This is a genomic window from Burkholderia sp. BCC1977 (assembly GCF_905339595.1).
Lineage (GTDB): Bacteria > Pseudomonadota > Gammaproteobacteria > Burkholderiales > Burkholderiaceae > Burkholderia.
Genome location: NZ_CAJPGQ010000014.1, coordinates 108,173 through 122,761, shown reverse-complemented (window position 1 = coordinate 122,761; position 14,589 = coordinate 108,173). Strand labels below are relative to the sequence as shown.

General features: G+C 69.1%; 12 protein-coding genes. 4 read left to right on the top strand and 8 right to left on the bottom strand.

The features are described 5' to 3' along the window. Window positions 1-75: 75 nt before the first annotated feature. Entirely contained in the window at window positions 76-954 is an 879-nt protein-coding gene (locus U5771_RS14610) for a MipA/OmpV family protein (RefSeq protein ID WP_322024636.1), read from the bottom strand. A 206-nt stretch (window positions 955-1,160) separates the two neighbouring features. Then, window positions 1,161-1,472 carry a hypothetical protein gene (locus tag U5771_RS14605; protein WP_322024635.1) on the bottom strand — a complete coding sequence of 104 codons (312 nt, stop codon included), beginning with the start codon at window positions 1,470-1,472 and terminating at the stop codon, window positions 1,161-1,163. Between the two features lie 750 nt (window positions 1,473-2,222). On the opposite strand from U5771_RS14605, the gene U5771_RS14595 reads away from it, so the two are divergent. Both U5771_RS14595 and U5771_RS14590 read left to right on the top strand, forming a co-directional pair. Then, the gene (locus U5771_RS14595; RefSeq protein ID WP_322024634.1) at window positions 2,223-2,471 is read left to right on the top strand and encodes a hypothetical protein; all 249 of its coding nucleotides are present in this window, start codon (window positions 2,223-2,225) and stop codon (window positions 2,469-2,471) included. A gap of 339 nt (window positions 2,472-2,810) precedes the next feature. Further along, the gene (locus U5771_RS14590) at window positions 2,811-3,242 is read left to right on the top strand and encodes a CBS domain-containing protein (RefSeq protein ID WP_322024633.1); all 432 of its coding nucleotides are present in this window, start codon (window positions 2,811-2,813) and stop codon (window positions 3,240-3,242) included. 11 nt (window positions 3,243-3,253) lie between these two features. Here the strand turns inward: U5771_RS14590 and U5771_RS14585 are convergent, their stop codons facing one another. Further along, window positions 3,254-5,239 carry an ATP-binding protein gene (locus U5771_RS14585; protein ID WP_322024632.1) on the bottom strand — a complete coding sequence of 662 codons (1,986 nt, stop codon included), beginning with the start codon at window positions 5,237-5,239 and terminating at the stop codon, window positions 3,254-3,256. A gap of 330 nt (window positions 5,240-5,569) precedes the next feature. On the opposite strand from U5771_RS14585, the gene U5771_RS14580 reads away from it, so the two are divergent. Continuing rightward, a complete protein-coding gene (locus U5771_RS14580) occupies window positions 5,570-6,607 on the top strand; it encodes a sigma-54 dependent transcriptional regulator (RefSeq protein WP_322024631.1) in 1,038 nt (345 codons plus the stop codon). 53 nt (window positions 6,608-6,660) lie between these two features. Here the strand turns inward: U5771_RS14580 and U5771_RS14575 are convergent, their stop codons facing one another. After that, a complete protein-coding gene (locus U5771_RS14575; RefSeq protein WP_322024630.1) occupies window positions 6,661-8,460 on the bottom strand; it encodes a methyl-accepting chemotaxis protein in 1,800 nt (599 codons plus the stop codon). A gap of 246 nt (window positions 8,461-8,706) precedes the next feature. Next, window positions 8,707-8,961, bottom strand: a complete 255-nt coding sequence (locus U5771_RS14570; RefSeq protein WP_322024629.1) for a DUF3562 domain-containing protein — start codon at window positions 8,959-8,961, stop codon at window positions 8,707-8,709. Window positions 8,962-9,550: 589 nt separating this feature from the next. Between U5771_RS14570 and U5771_RS14565 the strand changes: the two genes are divergently transcribed. After that, complete coding sequence (locus U5771_RS14565) at window positions 9,551-9,961, top strand: hypothetical protein (protein ID WP_322024628.1); 411 nt, start codon at window positions 9,551-9,553, stop codon at window positions 9,959-9,961. Window positions 9,962-10,510: 549 nt separating this feature from the next. Here the strand turns inward: U5771_RS14565 and U5771_RS14560 are convergent. From U5771_RS14560 to U5771_RS14550, 3 genes are all read right to left on the bottom strand, one after another. Continuing rightward, complete coding sequence (locus U5771_RS14560; RefSeq protein WP_322024627.1) at window positions 10,511-11,446, bottom strand: universal stress protein; 936 nt, start codon at window positions 11,444-11,446, stop codon at window positions 10,511-10,513. Between the two features lie 270 nt (window positions 11,447-11,716). Continuing rightward, window positions 11,717-13,099, bottom strand: a complete 1,383-nt coding sequence (locus U5771_RS14555; RefSeq protein WP_322024626.1) for an amino acid permease — start codon at window positions 13,097-13,099, stop codon at window positions 11,717-11,719. 441 nt (window positions 13,100-13,540) lie between these two features. Continuing rightward, window positions 13,541-14,569, bottom strand: coding sequence for a DedA family protein/thiosulfate sulfurtransferase GlpE (locus U5771_RS14550; RefSeq protein WP_322024625.1), 1,029 nt, complete (start codon window positions 14,567-14,569; stop codon window positions 13,541-13,543). Window positions 14,570-14,589 lie beyond the last annotated feature (20 nt).

Sequence of the window (14,589 nt, the reverse complement as noted above, 5' to 3'; positions counted from 1 at the left end):
CCGAATCATATCAAATGTGACGACGAATGCCGCACGCTCCCGTGCCAACCGGCCGTCCCACCGGCCAGGTTCCGGTCAGAACTGGTAATTCACCGACATGTCGAACACGCCGTTCGTCGACTGCTGCGTGATCGGGCTGCGCCTTGCGCGGCCGACGAGCTGTTCGATCGCGCCGTCCATCGTCACGAACCAGTGCTTGTTGACGAACCAGACCATCGTCACGCCGGCGCCGAACGACTTCATCCCCGCGCCCGACGAATAGGCCGGCAGCCCCGAACGCGCGGCCGCTCCCGGGTTCACGCCGAACCAGCCGTTCAGGTAGCGCGAATCGGCGAACGACACGGTCGGCCCGGCGAACCAGAAGAACTGCTCGTTGCTGCCCGGCATCGGCATGTACGCGGAGAAATCGCCGACCCAGCCGTTCGAGCCGCCGATGCTGCGCCGCACATCCGCACGCAGCACGAGCGGGAAATCCTTCGAGATCACGTAGTCGGCCGCGAGCTTCATCACCGGCGCCGCGTTGATGTTGTCGAGCCCGTTCTGGTGGTCGAGATCGTCGGCCGAGCGGCGTCCGAGGTCATAGCCGACCGACAGGCTCACGCGCCAGTTGGGCCCGCGCAGCACGTTCGCGCCGAGCCCCTCGCCCGTCGACAGGAAGAACAGGTCGCGATAGCGCACGTCGAAATTCGGGCCGCCCATCACGCGATAGCGGTCGGAACCCGCGTAGCGCGGCTGCAGCGTCATCGCCGCGCCGACGCTGACCTGCCACGTCGGGACGGTCGGACTGAACAGTTTCTGCAGCGGGACGCCCGCCGAGTATTGCCATTCGCCGAGCGGCGAAGGGGTCTGCGCCGACGCGTCCCGGGCACCGGCCGCCGCCAGCGCGGCGAAGGCCGACAGGCCGGACACGAACCGGCGGGTGCCGGGCGACAACAACGGGCGGGCAACGGTCATCAAGGCGATCTCCGTCGGTTGCACGAAACGAACCTGAGGGAAAGCGCGTCGCGGCCTGATCGGCTGCAACGAGAGGCAGCCGACGGCGCGAACGTAGCGTGCGCTGAATTGTGAACATCCTACGCGACGCACGCGAAGCCGCAAAGCGCCCGTTGAGCACGGGCACTTTGCCGAATTCCGGTACGAACCGGCGCAGGGTTGCGGAATCAGAAACGCTCGACGTGATAGTCGCCCGCGAGCGCGGCCGGGCTGCGCTTCGCCATCATGCGCGAGAAGCCGTCCGCGAGACGTCCGAGCGCGAGTTGCTTCTGGCTCGCGTCCCAGTGCGTGTAGGTGTCGTAGGCGGCGTCGTCGAACGACACCGTGACGGCGACCGGGCGGCCGCTCGCGCGAAAGCCGATATGCAGCACGCCGCCCGGCAACTCCTCGATGTGATAGCGCAACGAACGCGACTCGAAATAGCGGCCGAGCACCTGGGCGATCGCGCGCTTGTCGGGCGATTGCACGTGAATGTCCATGATGGTCCTCCTTGCAGTGATCGCGCGGCCGGCCGGGGTTCGCTGTACCCGCCCGGCATCCGCATCGGCAGCGGCCGCGACGGCGGATCGCCCTGCGGCAGGCCCGGGAGCACGGGCGGATCGACGGGATCGTCGCGCTCGGGCAGCGTCGGGTCGGGATCGACGTCGGGCGTCGGCTCGGGACGGTGCAGCATGGATCGCGTGCTCATGTCACTCCTGCGCGGCGGCTCGCGCGTGTCGATTGGCACGGCGAGCGTGCGCAAGCAGCGTGCCTGCCCGGCGGGGCGACCGCGCACACGGTCAGGCGTCGCAAGCCGCCACACCCGCCACGGGGTGCCCCCTTCGGCGGCGCGCCGTGCCGCGAGCGCGAACGGATCGGACGGCGCGCATCGCGCGACCGGCGCCCGCCGTGCGCTTTCCGGCCCCGCGCAGACGGCGTGGTTCAGTTCGCGAACCTCGTCCTTCCCGTCGAACCCGCGCCGCTCGGGCCGATGAACCCGCGATTCGCGCTGCCATGTGTCGATACGTCGATACGCTCGCGCGCATCACTGAAATCGCCGCCGCACGCGTTCGCGTCGTAACGTATCCTGTCCCTGGGTTCATTCATCACGATGTCGTCTCGTCCACGCCGGCGGCGGGCGGGCCAAGTGTGCGCCCGCCCGGCCGGCTCGACGGCTGCAAGCGTCACGCCGTCCCGCGCTGCGCGGGCACGACGCTTGCACTCGTCGTTACCCGTAAGGAGGTTCGATCATGACCGTTTCCGCCCCCGGCCGCCGCGATGCCGTGTCACCGGCTGCCGGCCTGCTCTCTCAAGCCACGTCGCGCAAGCCGTCCGACGACAAGACGGAGGAACGTATCGACGAAGGGCTCGAGGAGACGTTCCCGGCCAGCGATCCGCCCGCCGTCGGCGGCGCGACCCGCATCGACCCCGCCAGGCCGTCCGGCGAACGCGAACGTCGCGCGCCCGACGCCCCGCCACCGCCCCGCGATCACGGCTGACGGCGGCACCCGGCCCGCGATGCGCGGCAGCGTCGCGCCGGGCCGGCCCAACCGGAGTGAACAGATGAAACGCATCGAACGTGCATGGCACGAAGTCAGCGGCGCCGCGGGCATCGCGGCGCTCGCCGCGATCGAGAGTGCGCTGGTCCTGGCAATCGTCGTGATGACGGGTGTCGGCCACTGAGCGTCGCTCGCGACCCGGCCGCGGCTGCCGCCGTGGAAGATGTACAAGCCGGCTGGCAAATTTCTCCGTGGCCCGGCCGCGCAGGCCCCGCCTGTGCCGATTGAACGCGGCACGCGTCCTGCTCCCGCATCGTCTCCCTCACGAAGGAGGCGTTCATGTATCGCGTCAACGAAATCATGTCGCGCGACGTGGTGTGCGTCGCGCCGACCGACACGATTCGCCATGCGGCCGAATTGATGCAGCGCTTCGACATCGGCGTGCTGCCGGTCTGCGACGACACCGGGCTCGTCGCGATCGTGACGGACCGCGACCTCACGGTGCGTGCGCTGTCGAACGGGCATGCGTCCGATACCCCGGTGAAGGTCGTCGCATCCGCGCCGGTGCAGTGGTGCGTGGAGGACGACGGCGTCGGCGACGTCCAGCAGCGGATGGCCGACGTGCAGTTGCACCGGATGCCGGTGCTCGATGCCAACCGCCAGATCGTCGGCATCGTGTCGCTGGGCGACATCGCGACACGCGCGGGCGGTCCGGCACGCGACGAACTGGCGAATACGCTCGAGGACGTGTCCCTGCCGCGCCGCCGCTGACCGGCCCCGCGTCAGCGACGCCGCCCCGCTCCGGCCGCCTCGCCGGCGCGCGACACGTCGACGATCACGCCGGCCAGCGTCGGCATGTCGACCGGCTTGCACAAATACGCATCGAAGCCGGCGGCCATCACGCGCTTCCGGTCCGCCGTGCCCGCATGCGCGGTCACCGCGACGACGGGCAGGCGCGTGCCGCCGTTCGGCAAATGGCGAATGTGGTCGAGCAGCCAGAAGCCGTCGCCGTCCGGCATCGCGAGATCGGACAGCACGACGCTCGGGTGCTGCCGCGCGACCACCTCGAGCGCGTCGTGCCCCGATTGCGCGGTCGACACCTGGGCGCCCAGCGTTTCGAGCGCCGCCGCGAGGCTCGCGCGCGACGTCGCATCGTCGTCGACCACCAGCACGCGCTGGCCGTCGAGCGCGACCGCCGTCGATGCTCCGCTCGGCCGCACCGGGTGGCCGGTCGGAGCGTCGTCGCCCCATCCGACCGGCAGCATCACGGTCACGGTCGTGCCGCGCCCGGCGCCCTCGCTCGCCGCCGCGACCTCGCCGCCGTGCAGCCGCGCGATGTTGCGCACGATCGACAGGCCGAGCCCGAGGCCGCGTTTCGCCGACGCGGATGCGCCTTCCGGCCGGTTGAACGTATCGAACAGATGCGGCAGGCGTTCCGCGGAAATGCCCATGCCCGTATCGGCGACCGACAGCCGCACGCGCGCGCCGGCCCGGGTCAGCGACACCTTGATGCGGCCACCCGGCGGCGTGAACTTGATCGCGTTCGACAGCAGGTTCGACAGCACCTGGCGCACGCGCTCGCCGTCCGCGGAAATCACGCAGTTGGACATCGCGCACTCGGTCGACAGTTCGAGCCCGTTCGCCTCCGCGGTCGTCGCGAGTTCGCGCACCGCCTCGTGCACGACGCGCACGAGATCGACGGGCGTGCGCTCGAGCCGCATCCGGCCTGTCGCGAGCGACGAGGCGTCGAGCAGGTCGCCGACCATCCGCGCCAGCGACCGTGCGCTGCGATCGATCGCGTCGATCGCCTGCCGCTCGAAGCCCTCGCCGTCGACGCTGCGCAGCACCTCGACCCAGCCGTAGATCACGTTCAGCGGCGTGCGCAGTTCATGCGACACGGTCGCCAGCAGTTCGTCCTTCAGCCGGTTCGACTCGTCGGCCTGCACGCGCGCGTCGCGGGCGCCGCGCAACGAACGCAGGTTGCGCCGCTCGTCGCGGCGGCGCTCGTGCGCCTCGCGCAGCGTCATCGACAGCCCGGTGCAGTTGCCTTGCGCGTCGACGATCGGCGCCGCCGCGAAGGTGGCGCGAAAGCGGCCGCCGTCGTGGCGCAGGCACAGGATGTCGAGCGGGCCGGCGGGCACGCGCAGGTTCGCGAACGACGCGGGAACCGGATGCTGTCGCAACCAGCGCGGCGCGATCAGCGTCGTGACGTCGTGCCCGATCACCGCCGCGGCATCGAAGCCGAACAGGCACCGCGCAGCCGGGTTCCAGCTCGTGATCCGCCGCACGGCGTCGACGCCGACGATCGCGTCGGGCGATGCGTCGACCACGCGGCGCAGCAGAATGTCGTCGAGCGAGCGCGCCGCGGGCGCCGGTTCGCGGCGCGGCGTGCGTGCGCCGTTTTCTTCGGCATCCTCGGCCCCGCGCAGCCGATCGTTTGCGAGCAGCGGCTTGACGACCATCACGAGCACGCATTCGACGAAACCGATCGCGGCGAAGGCGCCGGCCTGCGCGAGCAGCGCGGGCAGCGGCACCTCGCGCCACCCCAACGCGCCGATCACGACCACGCTCGCGGCGGTCGCGGCCAGGCCGCCGCCGAACGACGTCAGCCAGGCCGCAGCCGCCACACCGGCGTAGAAAGGCAGCTGCGCAAACGGTGCATGCACGCCGGCGACGTGAATCGCCCACGCCTGCAGCGCGGACGCCAGCCCGACGGCCAGCACGACCCATGCGCCCTGCCGAATCACTTCACGGATAAAGGTCCTCATCGTTCCCCTGCATCGCCCCGTCGAGCGTGCCGGGCGAGCCTATGCGTCCAAGCAAGACGCGTACCCGCAGCATGGCGCGCGGCGGCTTCGCGGCTCAGCCCGCGTGCACGCGCCGCCGCGTCGCGTCACTTGCCACCCTGCCGCGTTCGCACGGAACGCGGGGGCTGCCGATGTTCGATTTTTCATACGTGGGCTGAAAAAAAGCATCGACAGGCGGTGTCGGCTGCCGCCTGTCGGCATCGTGCCCCAGTGATCGCGTATTTCTTCGCTCATCGCACCGGACATTGGAAATTTCTAAATCGCGGCACCTTCCGTGCGGTTTCGCTGTCGATGATAGATATTGCAATGAAGGGAATGTGCGGTGCCGATTTTCAAAACGGCCCGCCGACGCCTATGGCTGAATCCGCAACCCGTCCGAAGCAACGCGCCGATGCACGCCGGCTGTCCGGCCGCTCCGCGGCGATGCGCACGCTGCTCGGCCGTATCGAGAAAATCGCTCCGACCCGCGCCAGCGTGATGATTGCCGGCGAAAGCGGGGTCGGCAAGGATATCGTCGCGCGCCGGCTGCACGACCTCAGCGTGCGATGCGACGGGCCGTTCGTGCCCGTCAACTGCGGCGCGATTCCGGCCGACATCGCCGAAGCGCAATTGTTCGGTCACGAGAAAGGCAGCTTCACCGGCGCGATCGCGCAGCGTGAAGGCTTCTTCGAAGCTGCATGCGGCGGCACGCTGCTGCTCGACGAGATCGCGGAGATGCCCGCGTCGCTGCAGGTGAAGCTGCTGCGGGCGCTCGAATCGAACACGATCGTGCGGGTCGGCGGCACCGAGTCGATTCCGCTCGACGTGCGCATCCTGTCGGCCACCCGCCACAATCCGGCCGAGGCCGTGCGCGACGGCCGGCTGCGCGAGGATCTGTTCTACCGTCTCGCCGCGTTCGCGCTGTATGTGCCGCCGCTGCGGCAGCGCAGCGGCGACGTCGAGGCGATCGCGCAGGAGTTCGTCGATGCGCTCAACGCGCGGCACCGCTCGCACAAGCGGCTGACCGACGCGGCGATCGCCGCGCTGCGCGCGTATTCGTGGCCCGGCAACGTGCGCGAACTGCACAACACGATCGAGCGGGCGTACATCCTCGCGGACGACGGCATCGATGTCGCGCTGCCGAAGTCGGCGATGTTGCCCGACCACACGTCGGACGACGCGATGGCGCTGCCGCTCGGCGCGACGCTGCACCACGCGCAGCAGCGCTTCATCGCGGCGACCTTGCAGCACTTCGACGGCAACAAGCCGCAAGCCGCGAAGGCGCTCGGCATCAGCCTCAAGACGCTCTACAACCGGCTCGCGCTGATGCGCGACGGCGGCCGCGCCTGAGCGTCGCCGCGCGTGTCGCACGCGGCGGCTCGGCCTGCGTCGCCCGCTGCAGGTCAGGCGACCTTGAACTGCCCGACCGTGGTTGCGAGCGCGTTCGCCTGGGTCTGCAGCGCGGTCGCGGCCGCGGTCGACTGTTCGACGAGCGCCGCGTTCTGCTGCACCATTTCGTCGAGCTGGGTGACCGCGCGGTTCACTTCCTGGATGCCGCGCGTCTGCTCGTTCGCCGCGTGCGTGATCTCGGAGATGATCGTCGTCACGTTGGCGACGTTCGACACGATCTCGCGCATCGTGTCGCCGGCCTGGCGCACCTGCCCCGACCCGGCCGACACGCTCGCCACCGTCGATTCGACCAGCACCTTCACCTCGCGTGCGGCCTGCGCGCTGCGTTGCGCGAGGCTGCGCACTTCCTGCGCGACGACCGCGAAGCCACGGCCCTGCTCGCCGGCACGGGCCGCTTCCACGGCCGCGTTCAGCGCAAGGATGTTGGTCTGGAACGCAATCCCGTCGATCACGCCGATGATGTCGCCGATCCGGCCCGATGCTTCCTCGATCTTCTCCATGGTCGACACGACGTCCGACACGACCACGCCGCCGTGCGACGCGATCCGCGACGCCGCGGCCGCGCGTTCGTCGGCCTGGCCCGCGGCGGCCGCCGACTGGCCGACCGTGGCGGTGATCTCTTCCATCGACGCGGCCGTTTCCTCGAGGCTCGCCGCCGCCGATTCGGTGCGCGACGACAGGTCCTGGTTGCCCGCGGCGATTTCGTTCGCGGCGGTGCGCACCGATTCGCTCGCGTCGCGGATCTGCCGCATCACGTCGTTCAGCTTGTCGACGAAGCTGTTGAACGAGCGCGCGATGTCGGCCACCTCGTCGCGGCCGTCGGCCGGCAGGCGCTGCGTGAGGTCGCCCGTGCCCGAGCCGATCGACGCCATCGCCTGGCGCACCTGCGACAGGCGGCGGAACGCGGTCGTGGTGATCGCGCCGACGATCAGCGACGCGACGCCGACGATCACCACCAGCGTGATCAGCGAAGCAGTCAGCAGCGAGCGCATCCCGGCCGTCGCTTCCGATTTGTCGAGGAGGACCAGCCCGTACCAGTCGGTGCCCGGCACGGCCTGTGCGCGCACCAGCTTCGCGTCGCCGCCGACGCGCACCTCGACCGGCGCGGCAGCCGAGGCCAGCGACGCGGCGCTCATGCCGCCGAGCTCGGGCGACACGTCGGCGACCGGCTTCAGCGTGAGCTTCGCGTCGGGATGCGCGACGACGTGGCCGCTGCTGTCGATCAACATCCCGAAGCTCGCGGGCGTCGGGTGGATCGACTTCACGTTCGCGATCACGCTGTCCATCGCGACGTCGGCGGCGACGACGCCCTTCAGCGCACCGTCGCGCAGGATCGGCACCGCGAACGTGACGACCAGGTTGCCGGTGCCCGCATCGACGTACGGCGGCGTGACGACCGGCTTGCCGGCCTGCGCGGCCTGCTTGTACCACGGCCGGCCGGTCGGGTCGTAGTCGGGCGGGATGCCGGTCGGGTCGGAGAAATGGAATACCTTGTCCGCGTAGCCCGCATAGACGTTCGTGAAGCCGCCGGCCGTGGCCATCTGCTTGAACACCGGCAGCGGATCGGGCGACAGCGCGGCGTCCTGCAGCGACGCGATCATCCGGCTCCGGGTCGCGACCCAGTCGCCGATGCCGACCACGTGGCCGCTCGCGACGGATCTCAGGTTGCGGTCGATCGCGTCGTCGTTGTACGCGTGCGCGATGAAATAATTGATCAGCGTGGTGGCGACGAGCGCGAATACGACGATGGCGACGCACGCGGCGAGTATGCGGGTGCGGATGGACGAGAACATGGCAACGACTCGGTAAGGGAGCGCGAACGCCCGGTGGACGATTTCACCGGGTAAACGGCATTCGCGCCGCTTACTTGAGGCCGTTGTGTCAATTCGATTAAACGGATGAATAGCGGCGCGGCCGGCGCGCAAGCGCGTTGCCGGTGCGCATGCGTGCAGCGGTTGCCCGTGCCGGAGGCACGCGCGGCGGTCACGGACCTGCCGCTGTCACGAGGCGCCGCCGGCGCCGGTCGCGCCGATCGCCCCTTACAGACGGTGGCCGGTACTCGTATCCGGCTCCTTCTGCGGCGTACTGGCCGATGTGTCGCGCTCGAGTTCGTCCTGTCTGCGCATCCGTTCGCGCAGGTGGCGGATCGCGAACACGTGGATGTAGTCGTGCACGCGGGCATCGGACGACAACGCACGGACTTCGTCGTCGAGCATCGTGCGCAACTGGTCGGCACCGATCGCGCGCTGTTGGGCGACGGCCTTCAAAGCATCAAGCAGATTGTCCTGTGACATCGACGGGCTCCTGACGGTCGAGGAACGAAAGGAAAAAATGACGCTACCGGAAGATTAGAGGCTGGACGGCCGCCCGGCGTACGATGCGCCGAAGCGTGTTTGCGCGCGATCAACGGCACCTTGCGTGCCGCCGCGCCGATCCGTCGCTGGATCGGCCCGTGCGCAGGATTCGCGGCGCACATGCCCGCGAACGACTGGAAGGATTGCCACGCCACCCCGAGGCGCGGCACCGCCGTTCGCGCGGACGATCAACCGCCGCGCAACGCCGATGCATTGGGAAACTTAGACCGGCCGAAATCCTGCGTCAAGCGACACGCGCCGGCCGCGATTCGTCGGTTCGAATGCACCGAACCGGGGCGCCGGGCATCACGCGCGGGCTCGCCGCGCGCAGCAGCCGCCGCTCGTCGGCCCCGCGTGTCAGCGGATTCCGATACCTCGCACGCAATGTCTGACAGCGACTTCGGCACGCGCCGATTGGCAGCGCGGTCTCTCCGGTGGATACTGATGTCATGAACGATGCGTTCATACCCGGTCATCGCTCAGCCGGCCATCGAGCCGGCGCGCGGGGTCGGGCGCAGGGAGACCCATCATGACATCTCGCAATTTCCCGATGCGGGACGGACAGCGGCGCGCGCGCATGCTGTCCGCGCCCGCCGTGCCGGGCGCACTCCGTCCGCCAGAGGATCTCGACAGTTTGCTCGCGCTCGCGCGCGAATCGGGCTTGCTCGTCACGCTCGACGGGCAGATCGGCCGCGAAAAATACCAGAGCGTCGCGGGGTCGGTGCTCGCGTTGCAGCGGTTCGCCGCGGCCCTCTGCGCGCGGGCCGGCGCCGACGCACCGGCCGTCGTGAGGCCGCGCCGCAAGACGCGCCCCGGCTGGCCGAGGCTGCGCAATCGCACGCCGGGCGGACGCGGCCATCTGCATGGCGTGCGTCGCCGCGCCCGCGTCTGCCGCGGCGCCTACCGCCGGCACGACCTGCGAGCGCCGCGCGCCGCGTAACGGCCTGGACGCAGCCGGCGCCGCACGCAGCCGCGTGACGGCGGCGACGGTCGCGTCACCCATCCGGCACCGGCCGCCGCGCGCCGAGCGCGCGCGACAGCGCATCGGATGCCGCCATCCACACCGATTCGCCATCGCGCGATCGCGTGCGTCACGCGCCGTTCCACACGGCAACATCGACGAAGACAATACCTGCGAGGAAAAGAGGCTGCACGGGGCCAGGAAAGCGGACGGGGTGCGATGCACCCCGCCCGTTGTCCAAGGCAGCCGCCGGCTGCCTACCCTCGTGCCAGAGAGTTCTTGATCGGCCAATGCGCCACGCGCTGCGCGGCACGGCTCTGGAAATCGGTTGAATCGCAACAGCGTCGGACACCCGCCGGTTCGCGCGGTTCCGGGCCAACGTGTCGAAACGTGTCGAATCGCGGCGTCGTGTCCGGACGACAGGCACCTTCGCCAGGACGGATGCTGTGTGACAGTCTCACGCTTCGCTCAAGGCGTTTCTGATGCAGATCAACGAAAGGCCGCTTCGGCCCCGTCACGGCGCGATCTTCATGCCGCGTCGCGCACGAGCAGCACCGGTACCTGTGCGAGATGCGCGACCCGGCGCGCGACGCTGCCGATCAGCCAGGCGGCGATGCCGCGCCGCCCGTGCGTGCCGACCACCAGCAGTTCCGCATGCCAGTGCACCGCGTCGCGCATCAGCGCATGGGCGACGTCGTCGCTGGTCGGACGGGTTTCGACGACGCCGCGTTTGGTCGGGTTCCCCGTTGCATGGAACAGCGGGCCGATCCGCGAAAGCGCATCCTCGCCCTCCGCGCGGTAGGCATCCTCGAGCGCGCGCACCGGCACGAGATCCGTCAGACGAACCGCGCGATCGACGACGTAGGCCGCGTACAGCAGCGTCGTCGGCACCGCGAAGCCGAGCCCGACACGCACCGCGTGCAGCGACGGCTCGCTGCCGTCGACCGCGAACATCAGGCGCTGCAGCGGCCCTTCCGATGGCCGCGCATAGTCGGCGGGCACGATCAGCAGCGCGCAGCGTGCGCGCGCGGCCAGCGTGTCGGACACCGCACCCTCGACGAGCCGCAGCAGCCCATGGTGCGGATTGGCGCCGACCACGAGCACGTCGGCGCGCCAGGCCGACGTGTCGTTCGCGAGCGCATCGGCCACCGTGCCGCCCGTGACCGCGGTATCGATGATCACCTGCTCGATCGTCGCGCCGCTGCCGGCATACAGTGCGGCGATGCGCTCGAGCGCCGCCTGTGCTTCGCGCGCCATGTCTTCGCGCGCCGACGTCAGCAGCGCGTCGACACGCGGGATGTCGGGCAGCACGAGACGCGGATTGTCGATCGCGCAGACGATGCGCACCTGCATGCCGGGACGCAGCAGCGCGCGCGTGTAGCGCGCGGCGGACAGCGACTCCGGCGTCAGGTCGACGGCCAGCGAGATCCGCGCGAGCGGCGGGATGGTCGGGGTGGATTGCATGGCGAAGGCCTCCTTGCGGACGCGTCGTCGCGGACGACGACCGGAGCTTCGCGCGGGCGGCGGCGTGCGGCGGACGGACCCGCGACCGACGCGGTCGCGGGAATCGGCGGACGGCCACGCGAAGCGCGGACAAGCGATTCAGACAGCATATGTCGTCCGGCCCGCACGTGCATGATCGCGATCAATACCCGTGCGGGGCGCGCCGTGCCGCGCGCGCAGGTACGGCGCGCGGCGCGGCGACTTTCGACTTTCGACCTTCGGCCGGTTTGCTTACGACTTGGTCGATGCGGGCGCGCCCGCGCGGTTCGCATAGAACACCGCGTATGCGATACCGAGCAGCACGATCCACACCGGGCCGATCACGAGCGCGACGCGCGTGTCCGGCGTGAACGCCATCAGCACGACGACCAGCGCCAGAAACCCGAGCGCGACGAACGAGCCGAGCGGATAGAACGGCACGCGGATCGGCAGGCGCGCGATCTTGTCGGCCGACAGCGTGCGGCGAAAGCGCATCTGCGCGATCAGGATCACGCACCAGGTCCAGATCGCGCCGAACGTCGACACCGACGTCAGCCACGTGAACACGTGCTGCGGCGCGAGATAGTTGAGCAGCACGCCGATCAGCAGCAGCGCGACCGACACGGCCACGCCGTACACCGGCACACCGTGGCGGTTCACGCGACCCAGCATGGCCGGCGCCTGGCCCTGCTGCGCGAGGTTGTAGAGCATCCGCGCGGTGCTGAACAGGCCGCTGTTGCACGACGACAGCGCAGCGGTCAGCACGACGAAGTTGATGATGCCGGCGGCAGCCGGGATCCCGAGCCGCGAGAACGTCATCACGAACGGGCTGCCCTGCGTGCCGATCTGATCCCACGGATAGAGCGACATGATCACGAACAGCGCGCCGATGTAGAAGATCAGCACGCGCCAGAACACCGAGTTCACCGCCTTCGTCAGCGATTTCTCCGGGTTGCGCGCCTCGCCGGCCGTAAGGCCGAGCATTTCGACGCCGAGATACGCGAACATCACGATCGGCAGCGCGCCGATCACGCCGTCGATGCCGTTCGGCATGAAGCCGCCATGGGCCCACAGGTTCGAGATGCCCGTCGCGACGCCGCCGTTACCGATGCCGAACGCGATCATGAGCCCGCCGCCGATGATCATCAGCACGATCGTGACGATCTTGATCAACGCGAACCAGAACTCGAATTCGCCGTACAGCTTGACCGCGATGAAGTTCACCGCGCCCATCGCCGTGAGCGCCGCGAGCGCCCAGATCCAGTTCGGCACGCCGGGGAACCACATGTGCATGTAGACGCCGACCGCGGTGATTTCCGCCATGCAGGTGACGATCCACACGAACCAGTAGGTCCAGCCGGTCAGGTAGCCCGCGAGCGGGCCGAGGTAGTCGCGCGCATAGCGGCTGAAGGCGCCCGCGACCGGATTGGTGATCGCCATTTCGCCGAGCGCGCGCATGATCAGGAAAATCGCGATGCCGCCCAGCAGGTAGGTCAGCAGGATGGCGGGGCCGGCCGTGCGGATCGCGGTGGCCGAGCCGAGGAACAGGCCGACGCCGATCGTCGCGCCGAGCGCCATCAGGTTGATGTGCCGCTCTTCCAGCGCGCGGTGCAGCTGGTCTTCTGGTTGTTTCAAGTCCGTCTCCTGGCAGCCGCGAACGGGCCGCCGTCATTGTCGATGTCAATGCGCGACCGTTCATGCCGATACCGGCAAACCGAAAACGAAAAATCCCCGCCGCCGTTTTCCGGATGAAAAACGTTGCGGATACCGCGTCACTCCGATTGGAATTGCCGTTGATTATCGACATTTTCCGGAACAATCCGGAAAACGGATCGGGCCTTTCACGGAATACGCCCGTGCGGCCCGTGCGACGCGGCTGTGCACGTGGCGGGCGGCAACGGGATCAATCGCTTTCGGCGCGAACGAACGCGCGTCGAATGTGCGCAATCAAGCGCACGCAATATGCAGGCGGGATTATAAGAATAATCAGACGTTTCGCGCCAGCCGGTTTTCACGCGAATGAGAAGCGTGAAATCGGCGGCGGAATCGGAACGTGCGCGGAATCCCGCGCACGCTTTATTTCGACAGCGTCGCGCGCACCGTATATTCGCCTTCGAGCGCGGTGCCGTGGTCCGGCCGCACGAAATACCGCGACGCATCGAGGTCGGCCGGCAGCGGCTCGACCGGATAGCCGTGCTTCTCCCACGCGTCGAGGCCGCCCTTCAGCGCCTTGATGTTGTGGAGCATCTTCTTGCGCTGCATCTTCCCGATCAGGCGCTTGGCCGTGGCCTCGTTCGGGCACACGCAATACACGACGATCGGCCGCTTCAGCAGTTCCGGATCCAGCAGGTCCGGCGAATCGAGATCGACCGGCACCGCACCGGCAATCCGGAACGGCTCGCGTTCGCGAATCGCGCGCGGCCGCGCATCGAAGATCAGCGGCGGTTCGTTCGACGTCATCATTTCGACGAGCTGCGGCGGGGAAATGCGCACCTGCGCGAGGTAGCGGCGGAACTGCACGCGGCGCACCCAGCGGTACAGCACGAACGTGATGAAGATCGCGAGGAACGCGTCGAGGATCGTGCCGCCGCTCGCGCGGACCCACAGCACGAACTGGACGATCTGGTCATGCACGGCCGCGCCGCCGATCAGCCAGAACGCGGCCCACAGCGACGCGCCGGCCAGATCCCAGAACAGGAACACGCCGATGCCGATCGCGGTCGTGCCGAGCAGCGGCGCCGACACGAGACCGAGGCCCGGCAGGAATTTGGAGAGGACGAGCAGCGGTGCGCCGTATCTTTCGAACACATTGCGCGCGAAGCGCAGCGTGGTGTCGAGCGACAGCGAGAATCGCACGAGCCCGTTCAGCAGGCGCCGGCCGCGCGTGCGGCCCATGAAGAACCACAGCGAATCGGCGAGCATCGTCGCGCCGATCGCCGCCGCGAACATGCTTACCCAGGACGCCTGCCCCATCGCCGCCATCGTACCGCCGAGAATCAGCATCGGCACGGCCGGCACCGGCACGCCGAGCTGCGTGATCAGTACGCTCGCGAACACGGCCCACGGGCCGAGCGACGAGGGAATCGCAATGGGAAAGTGCCACACGGCGGCGCTCCTGGAAGACA